This window comes from Streptomyces sp. NPDC054757 (genome assembly GCF_053612185.1).
Window position 1 is genome coordinate 296,060 of sequence record NZ_JBSHBW010000001.1, and the last position, 24,635, is coordinate 320,694.

Annotated in this window: 15 protein-coding genes; 7 read left to right on the top strand and 8 right to left on the bottom strand. The window is 70.7% G+C overall.

The features are described 5' to 3' along the window. Window positions 1-148: 148 nt before the first annotated feature. Window positions 149-1,129 carry a hypothetical protein gene (locus ACWGKJ_RS01360; RefSeq protein WP_385020465.1) on the top strand — a complete coding sequence of 327 codons (981 nt, stop codon included), beginning with the start codon at window positions 149-151 and terminating at the stop codon, window positions 1,127-1,129. A 53-nt stretch (window positions 1,130-1,182) separates the two neighbouring features. Here ACWGKJ_RS01360 and ACWGKJ_RS01365 read toward each other — a convergent pair whose 3' ends face one another. Continuing rightward, the gene (locus tag ACWGKJ_RS01365; protein ID WP_385020573.1) at window positions 1,183-3,222 is read right to left on the bottom strand and encodes a cell division protein PerM; all 2,040 of its coding nucleotides are present in this window, start codon (window positions 3,220-3,222) and stop codon (window positions 1,183-1,185) included. A 639-nt stretch (window positions 3,223-3,861) separates the two neighbouring features. Here ACWGKJ_RS01365 and ACWGKJ_RS01370 point away from each other — a divergent pair. Continuing rightward, window positions 3,862-4,635 (top strand): sigma factor-like helix-turn-helix DNA-binding protein, encoded by a 774-nt coding sequence (locus ACWGKJ_RS01370; protein ID WP_385020468.1) that lies wholly within the window; start codon window positions 3,862-3,864, stop codon window positions 4,633-4,635. Between the two features lie 141 nt (window positions 4,636-4,776). Here ACWGKJ_RS01370 and sucD read toward each other — a convergent pair whose 3' ends face one another. The 5 genes from sucD to ACWGKJ_RS01395 all read right to left on the bottom strand — a co-directional run bounded on the left by sucD (window position 4,777) and on the right by ACWGKJ_RS01395 (window position 12,363). Then, entirely contained in the window at window positions 4,777-5,664 is an 888-nt protein-coding gene (gene sucD, locus ACWGKJ_RS01375; RefSeq protein ID WP_385020471.1) for a succinate--CoA ligase subunit alpha, read from the bottom strand. A 20-nt stretch (window positions 5,665-5,684) separates the two neighbouring features. Continuing rightward, the gene (gene sucC / locus ACWGKJ_RS01380) at window positions 5,685-6,860 is read right to left on the bottom strand and encodes an ADP-forming succinate--CoA ligase subunit beta (protein WP_327295775.1); all 1,176 of its coding nucleotides are present in this window, start codon (window positions 6,858-6,860) and stop codon (window positions 5,685-5,687) included. 529 nt (window positions 6,861-7,389) lie between these two features. Beyond that, window positions 7,390-8,550 (bottom strand): VWA domain-containing protein, encoded by a 1,161-nt coding sequence (locus ACWGKJ_RS01385; RefSeq protein WP_385020474.1) that lies wholly within the window; start codon window positions 8,548-8,550, stop codon window positions 7,390-7,392. A gap of 67 nt (window positions 8,551-8,617) precedes the next feature. Beyond that, a complete protein-coding gene (locus ACWGKJ_RS01390) occupies window positions 8,618-11,263 on the bottom strand; it encodes a DUF5682 family protein (RefSeq protein ID WP_385020477.1) in 2,646 nt (881 codons plus the stop codon). Beyond that, window positions 11,260-12,363, bottom strand: coding sequence for an ATP-binding protein (locus tag ACWGKJ_RS01395; RefSeq protein WP_385020480.1), 1,104 nt, complete (start codon window positions 12,361-12,363; stop codon window positions 11,260-11,262). The genes ACWGKJ_RS01390 and ACWGKJ_RS01395 overlap by 4 nt, the downstream gene beginning before the upstream one ends. 117 nt (window positions 12,364-12,480) lie before the next feature. Between ACWGKJ_RS01395 and ACWGKJ_RS01400 the strand changes: the two genes are divergently transcribed. Further along, window positions 12,481-13,884 carry an SWIM zinc finger family protein gene (locus ACWGKJ_RS01400; RefSeq protein WP_385020483.1) on the top strand — a complete coding sequence of 468 codons (1,404 nt, stop codon included), beginning with the start codon at window positions 12,481-12,483 and terminating at the stop codon, window positions 13,882-13,884. 218 nt (window positions 13,885-14,102) lie between these two features. Beyond that, window positions 14,103-15,695, top strand: coding sequence for a DUF5691 domain-containing protein (locus ACWGKJ_RS01405; protein ID WP_385020486.1), 1,593 nt, complete (start codon window positions 14,103-14,105; stop codon window positions 15,693-15,695). A gap of 695 nt (window positions 15,696-16,390) precedes the next feature. Here the strand turns inward: ACWGKJ_RS01405 and ACWGKJ_RS01410 are convergent. Continuing rightward, the gene (locus ACWGKJ_RS01410; protein WP_385020489.1) at window positions 16,391-16,804 is read right to left on the bottom strand and encodes a cobalamin B12-binding domain-containing protein; all 414 of its coding nucleotides are present in this window, start codon (window positions 16,802-16,804) and stop codon (window positions 16,391-16,393) included. A 389-nt stretch (window positions 16,805-17,193) separates the two neighbouring features. Here ACWGKJ_RS01410 and ACWGKJ_RS01415 point away from each other — a divergent pair, with 389 nt between their 5' ends. Further along, entirely contained in the window at window positions 17,194-18,249 is a 1,056-nt protein-coding gene (locus ACWGKJ_RS01415; RefSeq protein ID WP_385020492.1) for an esterase/lipase family protein, read from the top strand. 276 nt (window positions 18,250-18,525) lie between these two features. Next, a complete protein-coding gene (locus ACWGKJ_RS01420; protein WP_385020495.1) occupies window positions 18,526-20,202 on the top strand; it encodes a peptidoglycan DD-metalloendopeptidase family protein in 1,677 nt (558 codons plus the stop codon). A gap of 144 nt (window positions 20,203-20,346) precedes the next feature. Here ACWGKJ_RS01420 and pcrA read toward each other — a convergent pair whose 3' ends face one another. Then, window positions 20,347-22,866 carry a DNA helicase PcrA gene (pcrA, locus tag ACWGKJ_RS01425; protein ID WP_385020498.1) on the bottom strand — a complete coding sequence of 840 codons (2,520 nt, stop codon included), beginning with the start codon at window positions 22,864-22,866 and terminating at the stop codon, window positions 20,347-20,349. 374 nt (window positions 22,867-23,240) lie between these two features. Here pcrA and ACWGKJ_RS01430 point away from each other — a divergent pair, with 374 nt between their 5' ends. After that, complete coding sequence (locus tag ACWGKJ_RS01430) at window positions 23,241-24,431, top strand: C40 family peptidase (protein WP_385020501.1); 1,191 nt, start codon at window positions 23,241-23,243, stop codon at window positions 24,429-24,431. Window positions 24,432-24,635 lie beyond the last annotated feature (204 nt).

The window sequence follows — 24,635 nt, forward strand, 5'->3', positions numbered from 1 at the left end:
CGGGGAACTCTACGAACGCGCCGACCGTCGGCAACGATACCGGCACACCGAAAGGCCCCCACGGGACGGGGGCACGGCCGAGAGGTAGCGTCTGGGGACAGGACCTGTCTCCCGGGCAGGAACCGATCGAGGGGAAGACGTTCACCAGATGCAGGACCGACGCCACCGCGCGACTCTCCGCACCCCGCTGCACGGGCAGGGCTCCATGCTGCTGCGGGAACGCCGGCCCTCCTCGACGGAACCCGACGACGACAACCCGTTCGCACCGCCGCCCGCCGACCGGCCCGAGCAGCCGTGGCGGCCCCGGCAGCCGCAGCACCCGGCGGGCGGTGACGGAAACGGCGGCGGGAGCGGGAGCGGCGAGGGGGATGGCGGCGACGGCTCGTCTCCGTCGGATTCGTCGTCCCACGGCCGGGGAGGCCAGTGGAGCCCGGTTCAGCCGGGCCGCCATGACGGCGGGTTCGGCGGCGGCCCTCAGCGACCGGCGGGCGGCCCGGACGACCCGGGAAACGGGCGGAACGGCGGCCAGGGCGGCCCTGGTCCGTCCCTGCGCTGGGATCCGAAGGACCCGGCCCAGCGCCGGGCGCGCTATGCGCTGCTCGCCGGAATGTGGGCGTTCTTCTTCGCCCTCTTCAACCTGCCGGAGATCGGCCTGCTGCTCGGCGCACTCGCGGTCTACTGGGGCGTCAGCGCCCTGCGCGCCAAGCCGCAGACGGGCTCCGGCGCGCACCGGGGCGCCGCCTCCTCGACAGCGCCGCAGCAGGCGGCGCCCCCGATGCCTCCGACGCCCCCGCCTCCGGCCGACGGGCGGCAGCCCAGTCCTGACGTCCCTCCGGCGCCGACGGCACCGCCTGCCCCCGGTGGGCAACCGGGTCCGTACGGGGGCCCGTACACCGGTCCGTACGCCGGTGCGTCGGCCGCCTCGTCCAAGCAGCAGATCACCGCTGCGGTGAGCGGCCTGGTGACCGCGGGACTCGCGCTGCTGATCGTGATCCTGACGTTCTCGGCGCAGCTCGTGTACCGGGACTACTACACCTGTGTGAACGACGCCCTGACGAAGCAGGGCCAGATCGCCTGCAACAAGAAGCTGCCGCACTCACTGGTTCCGGTTCTCGGCACGAAGAAGTAGGTACGAGGGCGTACGCGGGCGGAAGCCGGCGGTCGCGCTGAGGGTTGTGCGGCTCAGTCCTCGTCGGTACGGGGCACCGGCGGCCCGATGTCCGGGCCGGTTCCGGTGCTGGAACCGGCATCGTGACCATCGTGACCAGGGCCGTCACCACGCGAAGGCTCACCCTCGGCTCCGTCGGACTGTGCGGGAAGGCCGGCCGGGCTGACAGCTTCCGGGCTCTCGGGGGCGTCGGCACCGCCCTCGTCGGCATTCTCGGCCTCCTCGGACCGCTGTAGTTGCTCGGACCGGCGGGGCTGCTTGACAGCGCCCGCGTCTCCGGATGGGAGCGGCGATGCGGCGGGGGGTTCGGAGAACCCGGGAGATCCGGCCGATGAGGACGTGGAGGTGGAAGTAGGGGTGGAGGTGGAAGTAGAGGTGGAGGACGGGAACGTGTCCTGTGCATCCGTGAGAGGGAACTTCGCGAACAGCCGCCCGGACAGGGCCCGCAGCGCAGCCCACCGCCCCGCGCGCGCTCCGTCGTCGCTGCCGCCGTTGCTGTCGCCGCTGCTGTCGCCTGCGGGAACATCCCCCTTCCCCTCGGCCTCTCCAGAGGCACCCATGCCCCCGCCTTCGTGCGCCTCCGGCTCCACCGGGGCCGGGTCTCCCACCGGGCCCGGGGCCATGGCTTTCGCGGAGGCCGGGGCCTCCGCCGGAGCGACGCCCATCCGGGCCTGAACTTCCGCCGGAGCCTGCACCCCCACCCGCACCGCTGCCACTCCGTCCGCAGTGGCCTCTCTGTCCGCAGGGGCCTCCACCCCAGCGGCCCCGGACCCGGCAGCGGCACCGGCCCGGCTGCTGCGCAGCGCCCACCAGCGCCGGAGGAGTGCCACGGGAAGGCCGGTTCCCACGGTCCAGGCGAGCGTGGCCACGCTGGTGTGCCACCACACCGGGCCGAAGGACGTCAGCCTTCCAGTACCGAGCGGTCCGCCGGACAGAGCAGCCAGACCGGCCATCACCGCCGCACAGACGACTGCCGCCGACAGGGCCATGAGCGCGGTACCGCCGAAGGTCCCGGCCCGGCCGTCGTCCCGTACCCGTGTCACGAACCAGCCGAGCACGGCCCCCGCTGCCACCGGCACACCCGCGACCGCCCAGGTCAGCGGCGTCCCGCTGCCCGGCCCCGGCAGAGCGGCCAGCAGCGGGAAGTAGGGCAGCGCGGCATTTCCGGTGACCACGAGCGGTGTCACCACGGAACCGGTACCGAGGGTGAAACCGGGACCGAGTGCGTACGAAGCCCCCCACAGCGCCGCGTTGGGTACGAGCGCGGCGGCCAGCAGCAGCACGGTGAACCGCCCCGACCAGGCGCCGGTCAACCGCAGGAACGATTCCTGCGCGGCGCCCCCGTGCCACACCAGTGAACCGCCGACCAACAGCGCACCCCCACCCGCCAGCACAGCGACGGCAGCGACTCCGGCCCGCAGCGCGGTCGGCACCCGGGGGTCGCGGAGTGCACGTCGCACGCCGGCGGGAAGCGCCCCACCACCGGCGTACGGTGCGCGCCCCCAGCCACTGAACGGCTCACGCGGGAAGGCCCGCGCCCGCCACACGCCCACCCCGGCCGCGACTCCGGCGACGAGCGGCAGATGCCACAGTGCGCTCAACGGCCGGACGGACAGCGGCCCGTCCGACGCGTACCACGTCACCAGGGCGGCCACCAGGAGATAGCCACTGGTCACCGCCGCGAGAGCGCCGTGCACCGAGGGACCCGGGCGGCCGTTCGCCGGGTCGAACGCGGCACGCGCGGCCCGCTGGACCAGCCATACCGGCAGGATCACCAGCAGCATCGGCACCAGGCCCAGCGGGGCAGGCACCCCGGATGTGGTGTCATGCCTGGTCAGCTCGGTGCCATGGGCGAGCAGCCACAGCGCGGCCGTGACATGCAGTGCGCCACCGGGCCCGCTGTCGGGATAGGGCGAGCTGATCCACAGCAGCATCACCAGCACGGTCAGCGAGCCGAGTCCGAGCGCCGCCGCGAGTCCGCCTCGCAGCACACAGTCGGCCAGCACGGCGGACCGGCTCCGCACGGGGGCGAGCGACGGGCTGCGTTCGGTCATCTGAATCACGCGGGCCATGCTGCCAACGACACGCGCTTTCACCGCGTAACAGGCAAAGGCCGGTCGTGTCACTCAATATACGTTTATGCACTTTTCGGACTCGCTCTCTGCCGTGAGCAGCGCCGGGGGCACCGCATGACGGAACTGCGCTCCCCGAAGAAGCGGCGCCGAGCACGCCGGGCGAAGCCGCCGGGCGCCGGGCAGCCGGCGCAAGGCCAGCACGAGGCAGCACCGCCAGAGGCACCTCGCGCGAAGGAACAGCCGTCAGAAGTCGTGCCTCCTGATGGGGCACCCGGAGAAGCGGCACCTCCCGACTCAGCACCCGCGGACACGGCGCCCGCGAACACGACGCCTACGGACACGGCACCTACGGAAGCGGCAGTCCCTGTTGCAGCACCTGCGGACGCGACACCGTCAGAGGCCACGACCGCAGAGCCAACGGCCGCGGACGCAACGACCGCGGACGCAACGGCGACAGACGTAACGGCCGCGAAGACGACAAGCGCGGGAGCGACGGACACGGGAGCGACGGACACAGAGGCAACGGCCGCCGAGGCAAGCACCGCAGAGGCAGCGAGCGCGTCCGGCCCGGAAGATTCGTCCAGCGCCCCCGCTCTCACCCCTTCCGAAGCCTTCGACATGCTCTACGCCCAGGCCGCACCCGGTCTCGTACACCAGACCTATGTGCTCACCGGTCGCCGCCGTCTCGCCGGGCAGGCGGTCGAGCGCGCGTTCCACCTGGCGTGGCAGCGATGGCCGGAGGTCGCGACGGACCGCGACCCGGCGGGTTGGGTACGCGCTGCGGCGTACGAGTACGCCGTGTCGCCCTGGCGCCGGCTGAGCCGCAAGGGCGCGCGCCCCGACCCCCGCACCACGGACCCCGTACAGGGCCCGCTGCGCGAGGCCGTGCTCCGCCTGCCGCCCGCCTACCGGCGCACCCTGCTGCTGTACGACGGACTCGGTCTCGACCTCCCCGAGACCGCGGCCGAGACAGAGGCGACCACCCGCGCCGCCGCGAACCGGCTGCTTTACGCGCGGGCCGCCGTGGCCCGGTCCCTGCCCGGGCTGGAAGAACCCGGGCAGTTCCGGGAACGCCTGGGTGCCCTCGCCCTCACCGGGCTCGAAGCCGCGCTCCCGGAGGCCCGCGCCGTACGGACCGGGAGTGAGCGCAGAACCCGGTTCTGGACGCGGCTCACCATCGGGAGCATTGTCCTGCTGACGGCCCTGACGGCGTTCACGCTGGTCACGGCCCCCACTCACTACGCACGGCCGACCGGGGCCCCGCACCGCGTGCAGGGTGTCCCGCCACGCGGGGGCCCGCAGCGGCTGACCGCCGAGGACAAGAAGCTGCAGCAGAGGCTCCGGACGCTCCCGGCGAACGGCCCGGAACGCCTGGTGCCACAACTGCGCTGACCCGGCCGGGCCTCACCACACCCGCCCGGTCAACTCCGAGGCTTCCCGCCCCAGCACGCACGAGCGGGCCCGCACCCCCTGAAAACCAGGAGGAACGGGCCCGCTCCGCAGTGCTGGGACTGTCCGGGAAACCCGGGTCCGCTACGCGCCGGCGAGGATCGCCCGAGCCAGCTTGGCCGTCTCGGTCGGCGTCTTGCCGACCTTGACGCCCGCGGCCTCCAGCGCTTCCTTCTTCGCCTGGGCGGTGCCGGAGGAGCCGGAGACGATGGCGCCTGCGTGGCCCATGGTCTTGCCCTCGGGCGCCGTGAAGCCCGCGACATAGCCGACGACCGGCTTCGTCACGTTCTTCGCGATGTAGTCGGCCGCACGCTCCTCGGCGTCGCCGCCGATCTCACCGATCATCACGATGAGGTCGGTCTCGGGGTCCGCCTCGAACGCCGCGAGGGCGTCGATGTGGGTCGTACCGATGACCGGGTCGCCACCGATGCCGACGGCCGACGAGAAGCCGATGTCACGGAGCTCGTACATCATCTGGTAGGTCAGCGTGCCCGACTTGGAGACGAGACCGATACGGCCGGGCTTGGTGATGTCGCCCGGGATGATGCCGGCGTTGGACTGGCCGGGGGTGATCAGGCCGGGGCAGTTCGGGCCGATGATCCGGGTCTTGTCGCCCTTCGACTTGGCGTACGCGTAGAACGCGGCCGAGTCGTGGACGGCGATGCCCTCGGTGATGACGACCGCGAGCGGGATCTCGGCGTCGATCGCCTCGACGACGGCGGCCTTCGAGAAGGCCGGCGGCACGAAGAGGACCGAGACGTCGGCACCGGTCTTCTCGATGGCCTCGGCGACCGTGCCGAACACGGGGACGTCGGTGCCGTCGAAGTCGACGGAGGTGCCGGCCTTGCGGGGGTTCACGCCGCCGACGATGTTGGTGCCGTCAGCGAGCATGAGCTTGGTGTGCTTCATGCCGGTGGCGCCGGTCATCCCCTGGACGATGACCTTGCTTTCCTTGGTCAGGAAAATAGCCATGGTGTTGGTGACCTGTTCCCTTACTTCGCAGCCGCGAGCTCGGCGGCCTTGTCGGCCGCGCCGTCCATGGTGTCCACACGCTGCACGAGCGGGTGGTTGGCGTCCGACAGGATCTTGCGACCCAGCTCCGCGTTGTTGCCGTCGAGACGGACGACCAGCGGCTTGGTGACCGCTTCGCCCTTCGACTTGAGGAGCTCAAGCGCCTGGACGATGCCGTTGGCGACCTCGTCGCACGCGGTGATGCCGCCGAAGACGTTGACGAACACGGACTTGACGTCCGGGTCGCCGAGGATGATCTCCAGGCCGTTCGCCATGACCTCGGCGGAGGCGCCGCCACCGATGTCGAGGAAGTTGGCGGGCTTCACGTTGCTGTGCTTCTCACCGGCGTACGCGACGACGTCGAGGGTGCTCATGACGAGCCCCGCGCCGTTGCCGATGATGCCGACCTCGCCGTCGAGCTTGACGTAGTTGAGGTTCTTGGCCTTGGCGGCAGCCTCGAGCGGGTTGGCTGCTGCCTTGTCCTCAAGCGCCTCGTGGTCGGGCTGGCGGAAGTCGGCGTTCTCGTCGAGCGAGACCTTGCCGTCAAGGGCGATGATCTTGCCGTCGCCGGACTTGATCAGCGGGTTGACCTCAACGAGGAGCGCGTCCTCCTTGATGAAGACGGTCCACAGCTTCTGCAGCACGTCGGCGACCTGGCCGGCGATCTCGGCCGGGAACTTCGCCGCGGCCACGATCTCCGCGGCCTTCTCCGGGGTGCAGCCCTCGTTGGCGTCGACCGGGATCTTGGCCAGCGCGTCGGGGTTCTCCTCGGCGACGACCTCGATCTCCACGCCGCCCTCGACCGAGGCCATGGCGAGGAAGGTGCGGTTGGTGCGATCGAGGAGGAAGGAGACGTAGTACTCCTCCGCGATGTCCGCCGTCTCGGCCAGCATGACCCTCTGGACCGTGTGGCCCTTGATGTCCATGCCCAGAATGGCGTCGGCCTTCGCCACGGCGTCGGCCGGGTCGGAGGCGAGCTTCACACCGCCGGCCTTGCCACGGCCGCCGACCTTGACCTGCGCCTTGACGACGGCCTTGCCGCCCAGACGCTCGGTCACCTCGCGCGCCGCCTCAGGCGTATCGATGACTTCACCGGCCAGCACCGGTACACCGTGCTTGGCGAAGAGGTCCCTCGCCTGGTACTCGAACAGGTCCACGCGCGTCCGTCTCCCTTTGCTTAAATCGTCGTCGCAGTAGTGATCGCGGTTACTTGTCTGCGTGGGCGTGCCGCGAAGGGCAACGTGACTGCGCTGTCACTGGGGAGGCGTAGACGGTGTCCGAGTACGCGGCATGTCCGTCTCGCAGGTTATCCCCGTGGGCGCCGGGTCCCTAAATCGCAGATCACACCTGCGCGGTGATTACGGTCACAAACCCCCGTCCCGGACAGCGCGGCCCCACCGCCCCGGGAAACCGCCCGGTGAGCTGTGCCGACGCGGCGAGGGAGCGGTCAGGAACGCGGTACAGCGCCGGTGAGGAGTGCGTCCGCCACGTCGCCGAGGGTGACCGATGACACAGCGGACGGGGCGCCATGAACGGCCGCCCGCCCGGCGGCCCGGCCGTGCGGCCTCCTGCGGGTGCACCGCGGCGTCCGGGCACCGGTGCACCGCGGTAGCCGGTTACTGATGCAAAGCGGAGTCCGGTCACTGGCGCATCACGGTGTCGGTCACTGGCGCATCGCAGTACCGGTCACAGGCGCATCGCCGTATCCGGTACGGGCAAGGGCCTCCTTTCGATCGCTGCGGCCATGACGTCCGGGAAGAGATCAGGCGTACAGGCGAAGGCGGGTGCCCCCAGTGCGGCCAGCCCCTCCGCATGGGCGTGGTCGTACGCCGGTGCTCCCTCGTCCGACAGGGCGAGCAGCGTGACGAACTGGGTGCCCGACGCCTTCATCGCCGCGACCCGCTTCAGCATTTCGTCCCGTATCCCTCCCTCGTACAGGTCGCTGATCAGCACCACCACCGTGTCCGTCGGCCGGGTGATCTGCTTCTGGCAGTACGCCAGGGCCCTGTTGATGTCCGTGCCGCCGCCGAGTTGGGTGCCGAAGAGGACATCGACGGGGTCATCGAGTTGTTCCGTCAGATCGACAAAGGCCGTGTCGAAGACGACGAGGCGGGTGGAGAGGGAGCGCATCGATGCGAGAACCGCGCCGAACACCGACGCATAGACCACCGATGCGGCCATCGAGCCCGACTGGTCGATGCAGAGGATGACGTCCTTCTTCACCGAGCGGGCCGCGTGACCGTAGCCGATGAGCCGCTCGGGAACGACCGTGCCGTACTCCGGCAGATAGTTCTTCAGGTTGGCGCGGATGGTGCGGTCCCAGTCGATGTCCCGGTGGCGCGGTCTGCTGATCCTGGCGGAACGGTCCAACGCACCGCCGACCGAGGTCCGCATCTTCGCCGCGAACCGCTTCTCCAACTCCTCGACCACCTTGCGGACGACGGCTCGCGCCGTCTCCCTGACCGTCTCGGGCATCGCTTTGTTGAGCGAGAGCAGCGTCCCGACCAGGTGCACATCCGCCTCGACGGCCTCCAGCATCTCCGGTTCGAGCAACAGGGCGGACAGCCCTGTGCGTTCGATGGCATCGCGCTGCATCACCTGGACGACCGAACTCGGGAAGTACGTACGGATGTCACCCAGCCAGCGGGCGACGGACGGTGCGGATGCCCCGAGCCCGGCCGTCCGGCCGCCACTCCGTCCGCCTCCCTTCTTTCCGTTGCCGTACAGCGCGCCGAGCGCCCCGTCCATCGCTGCGTCCCTGCCTCCGAGCGACACCCCGGCGCTCTCCGCCGCATCACCCCCGAGGACGAGCCTCCAGCGCCGCAGCCGTTCCTCCACCGTGTTCATCTGCGCTCCCCCATCGGATCGTTGACACCTGTCAGGCCGCCGGCCGGCCGTCGGCTCGGCCCTCCACCTACCCGGCCGTCTCTCCCTTCCCGTCCGGCCCCCGGGCTGCCGGCGAGGCCGCTGAGCCGCCGAGGAGCAGCCGCACCACCGGCAGGACCGCGCCAGCCCGCCCCGCATCGAGCCCGGCCCCGAACCCGGGCAGCGATTCTTCGGCCCTCCCGCCGACCCGCCCGGCCCCGCTGTCCCCACTGGCCCCACTCCTTCCGCCGGTCCGGCCGCCCCCACCCGGGCCGGTTCCGCGTCCGACGAGCTCGCCGAGTGTGCGGCGAACGCCCGGCTCGTACGCCGAGAACGTACGGCGCAGCAACGGAAGTACGCCGGTGAACGCTTCCGCCGGAACACCCGTCAGCCACGCGTCGACCAGCCCGAGCAACCGCTCGTCGTGGACCAGGAGCGTGCCCGCCCATGGGGCCCCGCCGACAAAGCCCTCGATCCAGGCGGCGGCATCGGCGGGCGGTGCGCCCGGCGACAGGGCGAGTCCCATGAGCCGTGCTGTCTCCTCTTCGGCGAGCTGCCCGTCGTCCAGCAGGAGGCGGACAGCCCGCCCGCGTATCAGCCCGGTGACGGATTCGCGAGTGGAGAGTCTGCGCAGCGCCTCGGTCCACCGCTCGCGCAGCCCCGCGGCATCCGGCAGCAGCCCGATCGCGGCGTGGACCCCCTCCACATGGGTCCGCATCTCGTTCGCCCCGTCCGTGTCCAGCCCCGTACAGGCCGATGGCAGACCGACGCAGATCCGCTCGGCCAGGCCCACCGTCACCTCGGCGAGCGCCGCCGTACCGGTGGAGCGCACATTTCCGTACCGCAGGGAACGGGCCAGCGTGGGCAGTGCACCGGCGAGATGCCCTACATCGGTATCGAGCGCGGCGCGGTCGGTGAGGGCCCGCATCACCACCGGGAGCGCATCGGGCAGTTCGGCCAGGAGACACTGCTCGGCAAGGGCGGTGACGGAGGCGAGGGCGGTCGCGGACACGGCCTGGGACGCGGCTCTGGCAGTGGCGGCGGAGAGCACGGTCGTCCCCCACATGCCGGCCTCCGCAACCCGCAGGGACAGCTCCGGTTCCCAGCGCAGCCGCCAGCTCTCCCGGAACGTGCCCGTACTCGCCCGGCCCCGGCCTGGTTCGCCCCAGGCGACCCCGAGAAGCCTCAACCGGTGCAACAACCGGGACCGCCCGGCATCCGTCTCCTTGCGCAGGTCGAGGTCCAGGTCTCGTCCGGCACCTTCCGGACGCAGCCGCAGTGCACGCTGGGCCCGGGTCAGATCACGCTGGAGAGGTACGGCAGGAGCGGCATCCGGGACCTCTCCGAGCACCTCGCCGACGACAAGCCGGTCCTGGACGAGCCCGAGCGGTACGTCGGACCCTTCGCACATCACCGCCTTCACCGCGTCGGTCGTCTCGGTCAGCCCCGGCAGCGGGCGCCCGCGCAGTGCGGCGAGCGTCACCGCGAGCCGTACGGCTTCGATGACATGGGCGGAAGACACCTGCTGGTCCTCGTCGCGCAGCAGGCGTGCGACCTTGGTCATCCAGCGCTCGACCGGGCGGTCACCGGCACCGAACAGGTGCCCGTACCAGCCGGGCGACTCGATACCCGCGCCGTATCCGCTGCGCCGGGCGAGCCTCCGGTGGGTCCACGGCACCCAGGTCATCTCTGCTTTCACCTTGGGCAGTGCCTTGAGCAGGGCCCGGTCGGCCGCGACGGTGGTCTTCACCGCCAGGGCAGGAACGTGCCAGGCACCGCAGACGACCGCCACCGGGCCGTCGAACTCCCGCCTCGCCGCTCGAAGTTGGATCCGCATATACGCCTCGCGGACCCGGTCCCGGGGAAATCCCGCATCCCCGTAGGTCTCACGGAGCGCCGCCATGGCTTCGGAGAGTGCGGCGAACGGCGCGAGAGGATCATTCCCCGGGCCGCGCCCACCGGGGCCGCCGCTCCCACCGTGGCTGCCGGAACCGCCGGAACCGCCGGAACCGCCGGAACTGCCGGAACCGCCGGAGCCGCCGGAGCCGCCGGAGCCACGAGCGCCGCCCGGGCCACCGGAGCCGCGGTGCTCCACGACGTCCTCCCACCAGCGCTCGGCGTCGTCATAGCCTGCGGTCTCGGCCAGCACTCCGATGGGGTCGATCCGCACACCGGCGGAAGTCCCCTCGGCCCCGCTGTCACCGGGCCCGTCCGCAACCGGATCCACAGGTTCATGAGCGGGGTCCTCATCGGCCATCGCCAGGGAGTGGGCCGAGGGCAGATCGATGAACCGGACCGGCACTCCACGTCGCTGCGCCCAGCGGATCGCCACCCACTCCGGGGAGAACTCCGCCAGGGGCCAGAACGCCGCCCGGCCCGGATCGCCCACCACATGGGCGAGGAGCGCCACCGGTGGCCTCATGCCCTCGTCCGCTGCGAGCGGCAGCAACGCGTCCCCCTCCGGCGGCCCCTCGACCAGCACGGCGTCGGGCACCACGGCGTCCAGCGCGGCCAGTACCGCACGGGCCGAACCCGGACCGTGGTGCCGGACGCCGAGCAGCAGCGGGCCGGCCGGCACGTGGTGCGCGGTGCGCGCGGACAGCTCGTGCGCTGCCGGGGAACGGCTCTGCCCGGTGACGGCGGACTCCCGCGCGCGGTGCGCACCGGGTACGGGGCAAGCCGTGGTCCCGGTCATACCGAGACCTCGCGGCACGCCCGGTAGAAGTCCTTCCAGCCGTCCCGCTCCCGTACCACCGTCTCCAGATACTCCTGCCAGATCACCCGGTCGGCGGCCGGCTCGCGTACGACCGCGCCCAGCAGACCTGCGGCGACATCGGACGGACGGAGCACCCCGTCACCGAAATGGGCGGCGAGAGCGAGGCCGTTGGTGACGACGGAGATCGCCTCGGCTGTGGACAGCGTGCCCGAAGGGGACTTGACCTTGGTGCGCCCGTCGGAAGTGACCCCGCCGCGCAACTCGCGGAAGACGGTCACCACCCGGCGGATCTCGTCCATGCCTTCGGCAGCGGCCGGCAGATCGAGCGACCGGCCGATCTGATCGACGCGCCGAGAGACGATGTCGACCTCCGCATCGGCGGTGGAAGGCAGCGGCAGGACCACGGTGTTGAAACGCCGGCGCAGCGCGCTGGACAGCTCGTTGACCCCGCGGTCGCGGTCGTTGGCGGTGGCGATCAGGTTGAATCCGCGGACCGCCTGTGTCTCCTGGCCCAGCTCCGGGATGGGCAGGGTCTTCTCGGACAGGATCGTGATCAGGGTGTCCTGCACATCGGCGGGGATCCGGGTCAGCTCCTCGACGCGTGCGGTCGTCCCGTCCGCCATCGCCCGCATGACCGGGCTGGGCACCAGGGCCTCACGGCTCGGCCCGTGGGCCAGCAGCCGCGCGTAGTTCCAGCCGTATCTGATCGCTTCCTCCGGTGTCCCGGCCGTGCCCTGGACGAGCAGGGTGGAGTCGCCGCTCACGGCCGCCGCGAGATGCTCGGAGACCCATGTCTTGGCGGTGCCCGGAACTCCGAGCAGCAACAGCGCACGGTCGGTCGCGAGGGTGGTGACGGCGACTTCGACGATGCGCCGCGGTCCGACGTACTTGGGGGTGATCACCGTCCCGTCGGGCAGCGTGCCGCCCTGGAGGTAGGTGGCCACGGCCCAGGGCGAGAGCTTCCAGCGCTCGGGACGCGGGCGGTCGTCGGCGGCTGCGAGCGCGCGCAGTTCGTGGGCGAATGCGTCCTCGGCATGCGGCCTCAGAACCTCTGCGGCGGTGCTTTCGGGCGTGGTCATGGATCCCCCTCCAGATCGGCGACCTGATGTGGTCCCCACCGTGCACCATGGCACTGACAATCGACTGTTTACGCAGCTCAGAGCCTGTTGTCAGTGGCAGCACGTACCTTCGGAGCCATGAATCAGCAGGGGGTTCGGCAGGACGTTCGGCGGGGCGTTCGGCAGGGGGTGCGCTGGTCCGCGGACCAGGTGCTGGCACTGGCTCCTGACGTGGCGTCACGCAAGGCGGGGAGCAGGCTCGGGGGCTCGTCCGGGCCGTGGTCGGAAGCGGGGTGGACGAGCGGTCCGGAGGCCGTGTGGGGGCTGTGCAGCGGAAGCGGAAGCAAGCCGTACCGGACTGTGGTCGACATAGCGGGTGTGGCGTACAAGTGCACTTGCCCCAGCCGGAAGTTTCCGTGCAAGCACGCGCTGGGGCTGCTGTTGCTCTGGGCTGCCGCGGACGTGACGGTGAGGGAAACGGTGACGCCCCCGGGGTGGGCCGCCGAGTGGCTCGAAGGCCGCAGGACAGCCCGGGAGAAGGGGAGTTCCGTCAGTGGCCCGGGTGCGGGGGCCAGGAATCAGCCGGACCCGGAAGCGGCGAGACGGCGGGCGGAGCGCCGGGCCGAGCGGGTCACCGCGGGCACCACTGAGCTGGAACAGCGCCTGGACGACCTGCTGCGGAGTGGGCTGGCCGGCGCGGAGCAGGCGGGGTACGGACTGTGGGAGGAGACCGCGGCCCGCATGGTCGACGCCCAGGCCCCCGGACTCGCCGCCAGAGTAAGGGAGTTGGGCGCCATCCCGTCATCCGGCCACGGCTGGCCCGCCCGGCTGCTGGAGGAGTGCGCGATGCTGCATCTGCTGGACAGGGCCTGGCTCGGGCGTGACCTGCTGCCGGAGGCGCTGGCCACGACGGTGCGTATGCGCGTCGGACTGCCCGTACCAGCCGGGGGTTTGCCGGTCCGGGACAGGTGGCTGGTCCTCTCCCAGCAGGACTCCTCCGACGAAAGACTCACCACCCGCCGTATCTGGCTGTACGGCAGCAGCTCGGGACGCACAGCGCAGCTGCTGGACTTCGGCGCAGCGGGCAGGGCACCGGGGACAGCTCTGCCCGTGGGCCTGACACTGGATGCAGAGCTGACGCCCTACCCGGGAGCAGGTCAGCTACGGGCCGCGCTGGGCGAGCGGTTCGGCCCAGCGGGACGGGCAGCCGGCCCGCCCGAGGGGATATCGACCGGCGCCGCCGTCAGGGCGTACGGGCTGGCGCTGCGTGACGACCCCTGGCTCAGTTCCTGGCCGGTAACCCTGTCGTCCGTCATACCGGTCCCCGGCGCCGGAGGCAGCAGCGGCTGGCAACTGGCCGACGCCGAGGAAGGGACTGCCCTGCCCCTCACGCCGGGCTCTTCGGCCAGGTCCGGACTGTGGAGGCTCACCGCGCTCTCCGGCGGCGGCCCGGTCACCGTTTTCGGGGAGTGCGGCCACCGAGGCTTCACTCCACTCACGGCCTGGACGCCGGGTACGGCGGAAGCCGTACCGCTGACCTGAACTTGGCAGATGGGGCCAGCGCGGACTGGTGCGGGCCGCTGCGCCGTGCGTCGGCTCGGTGGCGGCTCGGTGCACTGCACACCAGGCATCGGCACAGCGGCGTATCGGCGCATCCATCTCATTCTGATCCACGTTCACATTCCTGCTCACGCCCATGCCCATGCCCACGCCCATGCCCATGTCCATGCTCACGGAGTCCACGCTCAAGGAGGGAACCGATGACCAGCACGCACACCATGACCTGGGAAGAGCTTGTGACCTCGGCTCTGCTCGGCACCGATCGCAGGCCGACGTCGGCAGGAGACTTCCCGCTGCTGGACGCCGCAGCGCTGCAGACCGTGCGACGCAGGGCGGGGCTGCTTCCCGCTGTCGCAGCCGTGCCACCGCCTCCTGCCCCGGACGACCCACGGCCCGAGCCGCCCGAACCGGCCAGGCGGAGACTGGCCCAGCTGCTGGCCGGCCGGTCCGGGCCGCAGGGCTCCGGTGGACGGCGCGGCGCCGCACCCGATCTCACCGAGTTGCTGCCCCAGTGGCTCGCGGTAGCGCTCCGGCACGGATACCGTGCGCCCGCCTCGCAGTTGGACGCACTCCTCGACGCCGCACGGTCACGTACGGATCTGCGTCCGCAGGCGCTCGCCTTCGCCGGAGCGCGAGGCCTGTGGCTCGCCAGGCTCAACCCTGAGTGGAAGTTCGCGCTGCGCAGCACGCCAGGGGGCGCTGGACTGCCCGCGCCCACGGACACGGAGGCCGTCCGGAACCTCTGGGAGGAGGGGCTGTTCGCCGAGCGCGTGGCGCTGCTCACCGCTGTACGGTCCGACGCACCGGCGGCCGGGATCGATCTGCTCACCACCACGTGGTCCACGGAGCGTGCCGAGGACCGTCTGATGTTTCTCGACTCGTTGCGCACCGACCTCGTGGTCGAGGACGAACCTTTCCTGGAGCGAGCCTTGGCCGATCGCAGCCGCAATGTCCGCTCCACTGCGGCCGAGCTGCTCTCCGCACTTCCTACGTCCGCACTCGCCGCCCGGATGGCCGACCGCGCGATGACGTGCATCAGTCTGGACCTGTCCGAGGACCAGGCCCGGATATCGGTCGAAGCGCCGCACGAGTGCGATGCGGCGATGCAGCGCGACGGCGTCTCCGCAGTGCCGCCGGGCGGCCGGGGCGAGCGGTCCTGGTGGCTCGGCCAGCTGGTGGAGGCGGCTCCGCTAGGCGTGTGGAGCAGCAGGCTGGGAGGCCGCCCGCCCGGCCGGATCGTCGCCCTGCCGGTGGCGGACGGGTGGGGCGAGGAACTGCATGCGGCATGGTGCAGGGCCGCGGTGCGGCAGCGGGACACCGCATGGTCGCGCGCCCTGCTCTCGGGTCCCGGCACTGCCTCCCTCGCTGAGCGCGCGAAGCTGCTGGCCGCACTGCCGGAGGGCGAACGGGCGTGCTGGGTGGCCGAGTTCATCGCCGGGAACGGACTGTCGGAGGCGTTCCAACTGCTGGCCGTCTGCGATGTCCCCTGGTCGGAGCCGCTGGGCCGCGCCGTAATGGACGCATTGGAGATCGCCCGTGATGCGGGGAGCTATCCGTGGAGCTTCAGCGGCGTCATGGGGCTGGCCGAACGGTGTCTGAATCCCATGGAAGCGTCACGCCTGGAGGCCCTCACCGCGATCCCGGATGAACCGGAGGGCGCATCACCCGGGGCCGGTGGCTACTGGTCGGAGGCATTCCAGCGCCTGGTGTCGACATTGCGCTTGCGGGCGGCGATGGCCGCAGAACTGTCAGGGGAGGTGACTTCGCCGGAGGAGATGAATGCTGGAGCGTGAGGCCGCACGACCGGTTCCACAGCGCGCCGCGGCTCCCCACAGACCGCGCCGGGCACTCCCTGGGAGGGCGAAGGGGGGACTATAGCCGCAGCCCAAGCGGCCCTGCTGCCCCGGGCTGCACGGATCGGACGGCCTGCCAGGCCCCATGGGTCACCTCGGATGCCCTGCCGGGTCCCCAGGGGCCACCCACCCACCGCCGGGTCTCACAGGTTGCCTGGGGCGCAGGGCAGGCCGGGTTACGGGGCTTCTGAGCCGCCGCGCGTGGATGACCACCGGGCTGCACGGGCTGCAGGGCTGCACGGACTGCCAGTCGGTTCGGACTGGCAGTCGGTTCGGACAGCCAATCGGTTCGGACAGCCAGAGGGGCAGGGCAGACGACAGGCCGCCGACAGGCCAGGCGCCGGGCGGTCAGAAGACGATCCGGGGTTGGCCAAAGGGCCGACATTGGGACGGGGCCGAGGTCGAGATCGACGTAGGGCTCGGCACAGCCGACCGCGCAGCCACACAGCAGCGCAGCCATACAGTCGCCAGCCAGCCGGTCGACGGCCGTACAGCCACACAGTCGAGGGCCGCACAGCCACTACCCGTACGGTCGACGGCCGCACAGCCACTACCCGTGCGGTCGACGGCCAACAGCCACACGGTCGCCAGCCGTGCGGTCACCGTCCGTACAGCAAACGGTCAGCCGTGGGCTGTCAGGCGCCTGCGGGCTGGCGTACGTTCGCCTGGACCCAGTCCACGATGGAGGTCGTCGTCGCGCCCGGGGTGAAGATTTCAGCGACACCCAGCTGCTTCAGCGGTGCGATGTCCGCCTCCGGGATGATTCCGCCGCCGAAGACCTTGATGTCCTCCGCTTCGCGCTCCTTCAGCAGTTCGATCACCTTCGCGAAGAGCGTGTTGTGGGCGCCGGACAGGATGGAGAGGCCGATCGCGTCGGCGTCCTCCTGGATCGCGGTCCCCACGATCTGCTCGGGCGTCTGGTGGAGGCCGGTGTAGATGACCTCCATGCCGGCATCCCGCAGCGCACGCGCGATGACCTTCGCCCCGCGATCGTGCCCGTCGAGACCCGGTTTGGCGACCACTACGCGGATCGGACCGACCACACCCATCACTGCCTCCATGCACGATGCGAACGAACGTGAACGAACGTTATCCACAGCATCCCGCAACCAGCCGTTTCACGGCGGTCAGGGAGGGGGAAATCACACACGGGACACATTCACTGCGCGCCACACCCCACGCCGCGCCGGATGCGCGGCAGCCAGATCCCGGCGGCCGCCCGGCAGCCTGGCGAGCGTGCCGGGCACCGAGGCACACCCCCAGGTGGCGCGTGACGGGAGCCGCAAGGCGAGAGAGCCGCATCACCCGTACCATCGGCTGCACGGTGGATGGCACGGAAAATGACATGCCGGTTATGTCAGTCAGGGACTCTTCCGTGGCACCCATGAGTGCGTGCGGGGACAAGGTCGCCCCCGTTCGCGGTTCGGGAGGTCGCCCCATGAAGGTGCTGCCGGATTTCCTCTCCCCCCAATGGCTGCTGCATCAGCTCCAGGTCTCCTCCGTACCACTGCGCGCCACAGCCCTCGACCTGGCGGTACTGGCGGGGCATATGCTCCTCTACCCGTCCGGCATCGCCGATGAGCGTCGGATCGACCTGTCACTGAGCGCCCCGCCCGGCGGAACCACAGGAACCACAGGAACCACAGGCGTGAGCGGCACCGACGGTGGCTCCGACAGCACCGATAACCCCACAGGGCCGCCCGCCGGCGGAACCTTCGGTGCTCCGTTCCACAGCCCGCCCGGGCGGCCGCTCGGGCAACCGCGCTCCGGACAACCGGGCTCGGGACGGCCGGGCTCCGGACAGCCACGTTCCGGAAAGGGCACGGTCAAGCACCTCCCACCTTCCGACCAGGGACATCGCCCCGTCGTGCTGCTCCACGGCTTCGTGGACAACCGTTCCGTCTTCGTCCTGCTGCGCCGGTCCCTCCTGCGGCACGGCTGGCAGCATCCGGAATCGCTCAACTACTCGCTGCTGACCTGCGACATCCGGGCGGCGGCCGAGCTGCTGGGAGAGCACATCGAGGAGATCTGCGCCCGTACGGGGCACCAGGACGTCGACATCGTCGGACACAGCCTCGGCGGCCTGATCGCCCGGTACTACGTACAGCGACTGGACGGTGACAGAAGGGTGCACACGGTCGTCACGCTCGGCACGCCGCACGAGGGGACCCAGATCGCTCAATTGATGAGCGCCCATCCACTCGTACGGCAGATGCTGCCCCACTCGGACGTGATTGAGGAATTGCGCAGCCCGGCGCCCGGGTGCCGTACCCGGTTCGTGAGTTTCTGGAGCGAACTCGACCATCTGATGATTCCGGTCGAAGCCGGCTGCATCAACCACCCCGATCTGATCACCACCAATGTCAGGGTCAGCGGCATCGGACACCTCGCCCTGCCGGTGCACCCGGCCGTGGCCGCCGCCATCAGGCAGGCACTTGAGTCGTCCGGCGAGGCTTCCGACGGTCCACCGGAAAACGTCATTTCAGTCGCCTGACCCGTGGCGGGAAAGGGTGACCGGAAGCGTGAAAGAGCGAGCGAAAGAAAGTGAGCACGAACAGTCAAAAGACGTGGGTACGTCGAACGCTTCCCGAACGCCCGGCCAAGGGTGTGCACATGGAGCCTCGAAAGACGGCCGAATGCCCGTTTTCCGCTCGTCCGGTACCTGCCGAAGATTGTCGCCGCCATGTACCGCCGGGTACAGTCGCGCCACTGCTTCCCCTGGGGGTGCCCCCGAGGCAGGGCCCCTGCCGCCGAGGCGAGAGAGACGTTGGTGAACGACCAGCACACCCACGCCGGGTACGTCGGAAACGACGGCTACGCCACCGGCAGCCCCACCGGCACGTTCGCCGTCGACCCGCTCTTCGGTGAGCTGACGGACGCTTACCCGCCCGGCAGGCACGAGGCCCCCCAGGCCCCCCAGGCAGGACACAGCGGGGAGTACGACGCCACGCAGTGGGACACCGGTTCCCACGGAACGCTCGGATATGACGCGACGTACCAGCCGACCGGCCAGTGGCCGCTCCAGCCTCAGCCGCAAGCACAAGCACAGAGCTACGGCTTTCCGGCACAGGCCCTGGCCGGTCATGACACGGGCAGCTACGACACGACGGGCCAGTGGGACGCGGCAGCCTGGAACTCCAACGCCGTTGCGTACACCAGCAAGTTCGAGAACGGTCAGGCCGCCACTCAGCAGTGGCTCGCGCAGCCGGACGGCTACAGCAACGCCGGCTTCGGGACGGCTGACCACGACACGACCGGCTACGGCCCGGCCGGTTACGGCACCGGCACCGGCACCGGCACGTACAGCACCGGTCCGATCGCCAACGGCGCTCATGGCCCGGACACCGACACAGGTGCTCACGACGCCACCGCCTGGAATTCCGCCGGTACGGCCGCCCCGCACGCGCCTACGCCGACCCCGCACGCAACACAGCAGTTCGCCGCAGTCGACCTCGCCGATGTCACCGGGCCGGAACACACCGCCGAATTCCCGGCGTTCGCCGGCCACGACGGCCCGGGCGGGTTCAGCGAGCCCGAACTGCCCCACGAAACCGGCACCGAACCCCGCAGCACTGACCCCGGCACCGAACCCGGCAGCACTGGACCTGGTACCGGCTTCGGAGTTGGCCCCGGCACCGGCTTCGGCACTGAACCCAGCTCCGTACCCGTACCCGGCCCCCTGGCGCGCCGCGCACCGGGTGGCCGGGGAGGCCGTCGTCGTACGCCTGCCAAGCGCTCCGCGCTGCTGACCATCGGGGTCCCCTCCGTCTGTGTGATGGGGGTGGCCGGAGCCGCAGCCGCCACCGTCGGAGGCATCGGCGAGGGCAACACGGACAGCGGCACAGCCACGCAGGCGGCCGCCGACACGTCGTCCGTCAAGCCGGTGGCCGCCAACAGCAAGCTGGACGGCCAGCTCGCGGACCTCAGCCACGGCGCCGACGACTTCGCCGACCGCGCCAGCCGTACGCAGGAGCGCATCGACCTGAAGGAGCGGCAGGCCACGGCGAAGAAGAAGGCCGAGGATGAGGCCGCGCGCAAGGAGGCCGCGCGGCCGAAGTTCGTCCTGCCGGTGACGCAGAAGGGCCTGAGCGCCTACTTCGGGCAGGCCGGGGTCAACTGGATGTCCGTGCACACCGGTATCGACTTCCCGGTCTCCTACGGAACACCCGTCATGGCCGCGACCGACGGCACCATCCGTACGCAGTGGAACAACGCCTACGGCAACATGGCCATGGTCACCTCGTCCGACGGCACCGAGACCTGGTACTGCCATCTCAGCAGCACCAAGATCCGGTCCGGCTCCGTCAAGGCGGGTCAGGTCATCGCGTACTCCGGGAGCTCCGGTAACTCGACCGGTCCGCATATGCACTTCGAGGTGCGGCCCCACAGCGGCGCTGCGATCGACCCGCTGCCGTGGCTCCGCAGCCACGGCCTCGACCCGACCTGAACCGACCCGTCCGGGACACGGACCGCAGGGACACGGACCGCAGGGATACGGACCGCCGGGACACGGACTGCCACACCGCGCACCCCTGGCCCGTAGCCTCCGGCCCTGACCCGTAACTCCCGACCCTGACCCGTAACCCGCCCCCTACAGCTTCTCGACCGGTGCGTAGCGCAGCAGCAGCTTCTTCGGGCGCTCGTCGCCGAAGTCCACCGTGACCTGGGCATCCGAGCCCGATCCCGTCACCTGCATCACGGTCCCCAGGCCGAACTGGTCGTGCGTGACCCGGTCCCCCACGTTCAGCGTGATGACCGGCTTCTCACCGGCCCGCCGCGTAGCGAACCCCGAAGCTCCGCCGGAGCCCGCGCGCGCACGCGACGAGGACAGCGAGGACGACAGCGACGAGGTGATCCCCGACGTCGGGCCCGCCGGGGCCGACGTCGCGCCCAGGCGCTTCCACTCCAGATGCTGCGCGGGGATCTCCTCAAGGAAGCGCGACGCCGGGTTGTACGAGGGCTGGCCCCAGGCGCTGCGCAGCGTCGAGCGCGTCAGATACAGCCGCTCGCGGGCGCGTGTGATCCCCACATAGGCGAGCCGCCGCTCCTCCTCCAGCTCCTTGACCTGCCCCAGCGCACGCATGTGCGGGAAGACACCGTCCTCCATACCGGTCAGGAACACCACGGGGAATTCCAGCCCCTTGGCCGTGTGGAGCGTCATCAGGGTGATGACTCCTGAGCCGTCCTCGTCCTCGTCGGGGATCTGGTCCGAGTCGGCGACCAGGGCGACCTTCTCCAGGAATTCGGCGAGCGTGCCCGTGCCCTCCTCGTCGCTGCGATCCTGCTCGAACTCCAGGGCGACAGCGGCGAGTTCCTGGAGGTTCTCGATGCGGGTCTCGTCCTGCGGGTCGGTGGATGCCTGCAACTCGGCCAGATAGCCGGTCCGTTCCAGAACCGCCTCCAGCACCACGGCGGGCCCCGCGCCCGACTCGACGACGGTGCGCAGCTCCTCCATCAGGACGTTGAACCGCTTCACGGCGTTGGCCGAGCGGGCCGCCATGCCGTACGCCTCGTCGACCCGGCGCAGCGCCTGCGGGAAGCCGACCTTCTCGCGCTGGGCGAGTGCGTCGATCATGGCCTCCGCGCGGTCGCCGATACCGCGCTTGGGCACGTTGAGGATCCGGCGGAGCGGGACGGTGTCCTCGGGGTTGGCCAGCACCCGCAGATAGGCCAGCACATCACGGACCTCCTTGCGCTCGTAGAACCGGACCCCGCCGACGACCTTGTACGGGAGACCGACCCGGATGAAGATCTCTTCGAAGACACGGGACTGAGCGTTGGTCCGGTAGAAGACGGCGACGTCACCGGCCTTCGCATCGCCCGCGTCGGTCAGCCGGTCGATCTCGTCGGCGACGAACTGCGCCTCGTCGTGCTCGGTGTCCGCGACATAGCCGGTGATCTTCGCGCCCTCGCCGGCCTCGGTCCAGAGGTTCTTGGCGCGGCGGTTCTCGTTGCGCTCGATGACCGCGTTGGCGGCGGAGAGGATCGTCTGCGTGGAGCGGTAGTTCTGCTCCAGGAGGATCGTGGTCGCGTCCGGGTAGTCCTCCTCGAACTGGAGGATGTTGCGGATCGTGGCCCCGCGGAACGCGTAGATGGACTGGTCCGCGTCACCGACGACGCACAGCTCGCCCGGGGCCCTGCCCTCACCGGACGGGCCGACCAGTTCGCGTACCAGCGTGTACTGGGCGTGGTTGGTGTCCTGGTACTCGTCGACCAGGACGTGCCGGAAGCGCATCCGGTAGTGCTCGGCGACGTCCGGGAACGCCTGGAGCAGATGAACCGTCGTCATGATGATGTCGTCGAAGTCCAGCGCGTTGGCCTCGCGCAGCCGTGCCTGGTAGAGCGTGTACGCCTCGGCGAGGGTCTTCTCGAAACCTCCCCCGGCCTCCGTCTGGGATGTGCCCCCAGCCTGCCCCGCGAAGGTCTCCTCGTCGATCAGCTCGTTCTTCAGGTTCGAGATCTTGGCGCTGAAGGACTTCGGCGGGAACTTCTTCGGGTCCAGGTCCAGATCGCGGCAGACCAGGGCCATCAGCCGCTTGGAGTCGGCGGCGTCGTAGATCGAGAACGATGAGGTGAAGCCGAGCTTCTTCGACTCGCGGCGCAGGATGCGCACACACGCGCTGTGGAAGGTCATGACCCACATCGCCTGGGCGCGCGGGCCGACCAGCTCCTCGACGCGCTCCTTCATCTCGCCCGCGGCCTTGTTGGTGAAGGTGATCGCGAGGATCTGGCCGGGGTGCACCCCGCGCGAGCCGAGCAGATGCCCGATCCGGTGGGTCAGCACCCGGGTCTTGCCGGAACCGGCGCCGGCCACGATGAGCAGCGGGGAGCCGGCGTGCACGACGGCGGCGCGCTGCTCGGCGTTCAGCCCTTCGAGCAGCGCGGCAGGGTCCACGGCGGGGCGCGGGGCGCCGTCGCGGTAGTACGCCTCACGCCGGGGCGCCGCCCCCTCGGTGGCGTGCCAGGCACCACCGAAGAGGTCGTGCGGAACCTCCTCCGGGGGGTGGCCCCCTCCGGTGTGGCCGCCGGCGGAGTCCTCGGCGGGCGGCGGGGGCTCTTCCTCCGGGGGCTGGAGGTTCGCCAGGAAGTTGTCGTCAAAGAGGCTGCTCATCGTCTACCGAGTCTAGGCCGAGCCAGTGACAGTCCGGGGCCGTACGCCCGACCGGAAAGCGGGCCGGGGGTACGGCCGCCCCGCGCCCCGGCCGCCGTAGCTGCCCGGCCACAAGGTCACGAAAACGTATCGGGCATATCGAACATCAGTCTTCCCCCGGGTCACGGGAGTTGGCTATCTTGCTCGCTCAGGACCGCACGTACCTCGTCGCTCAGGACCGCACGTACCCCTTCGGCGAACCGCGCCGGAGCGAGTGGTCCGCGCCGAGTCCGTTCTGCCGTACCGGTGCGCCGCGATGTGTGACGTACGACGCACGGCAGGCAGAGCCGGGATCCACCGACCCGGCAGGCGGTCCACGGAAGGAACGGCCCGTCTTGGCAACGCACCGCAGACCGCGTCCCCGCGTACGCAGTACCGCCCCCGCCATCGGCATCACCACAGCGGCCCTTGCCTCGGTTTCGCTGTTCGCCCAGAGCGCCGGTGCCGCGCCCGCGCCCCTGGCGAAGCCGAAGCCCGGCATCGAAAAACCGGGCATCGAAGAGGTGCGGAAGAAGGTCGACGGGCTCTACCGCCAGGCCGGAACCGCCACCCAGCAGTACAACCAGGCCCGGGAGGCCACCGCTGCCCAGCGCCGAACGGTCGACACCCTCCTCGACCAGGTCGCCCGGCGCACCGCGAAGCTGAACGACTCCCGCCGCACACTCGGCACCTACGCCGCAGCCCAGTACCGCGAGGGCACCCTCGCCACCACCGCGACCCTGCTCCTCGCCGACGACCCCCAGTCGTACTTCGACCAGGACCAGCTGATGAAGCGGCTCGGCAACCGCCAGGAGAAGGCCGTCGCCGACTACCGGACCCAGCAGCGGTCGGCGGCCGGGAAGCGCGGGGAGGCCGCGCGCAGCCTGGAGGGCCTGACCGAGGCCCAGGCGGCGCTGAGGACGAGCAAGGAGTCCGTGCAGTCGAAGCTCGCCGAGGCGCGCGGGCTGCTCTCGAAGCTGACGGCCGAGGAGAAGGCGCGGCTCGCGGCGCTGGAGAAGAAGAAGGAGGACGAGGCCAGACGCAAGGCCGGGAAACTCGCGCAGGAGCAGGCCGCGGCGGAGAAGAAGCGCAGGGCGGCGGAGAAGGCAGGCGGCGCGGGGACGGGCGACGGCAGCGGTTCGAAGACCGGTTCCGGATCGGGCTCCTCCGGTTCCGGTTCCGGTTCCGGTACGCCGTCGAGCAAGGCCGCGACGGCCCTCGCGTTCGCGCGCGCCCAGATCGGCAAGCCGTACGTCTGGGGCGCCACCGGACCCAGCTCGTACGACTGCTCGGGCCTCACCCAGGCCGCCTGGAAGGCGGCGGGCGTCGACCTCCCGCGGACCACCTGGGACCAGGTGAAGACCGGCACCCGGGTCGCGACGAAGGACCTGCGCCCCGGTGACCTGGTGTTCTTCTACGACGACATCAGCCATGTCGGGATGTACATCGGCAACGGGATGATGATCCACGCCCCTAAGCCCGGCGCGTATGTGCGCGAGGAGTCGATCTACTACATGCCGATCTACGGCAGCGTCCGGCCCGCGTAGTGGCAGGGCACCCCGCGTAGCGGCAGGGCAATTCACGTAGCAGCAGGCCAACAGGCTCCCAGCCTCCGCGGGGTCGCTCCGCCCCCGCAGGGTCCGTCGCTCCGGGCGCGTACACTCCTGGTATGGGACATGAACATGCGGTGACGGAGAGCCCGGTCCGGGCCCCGCGCGCACTGGGTCCCGTCGCGCCCCGGGCGCGCTGCT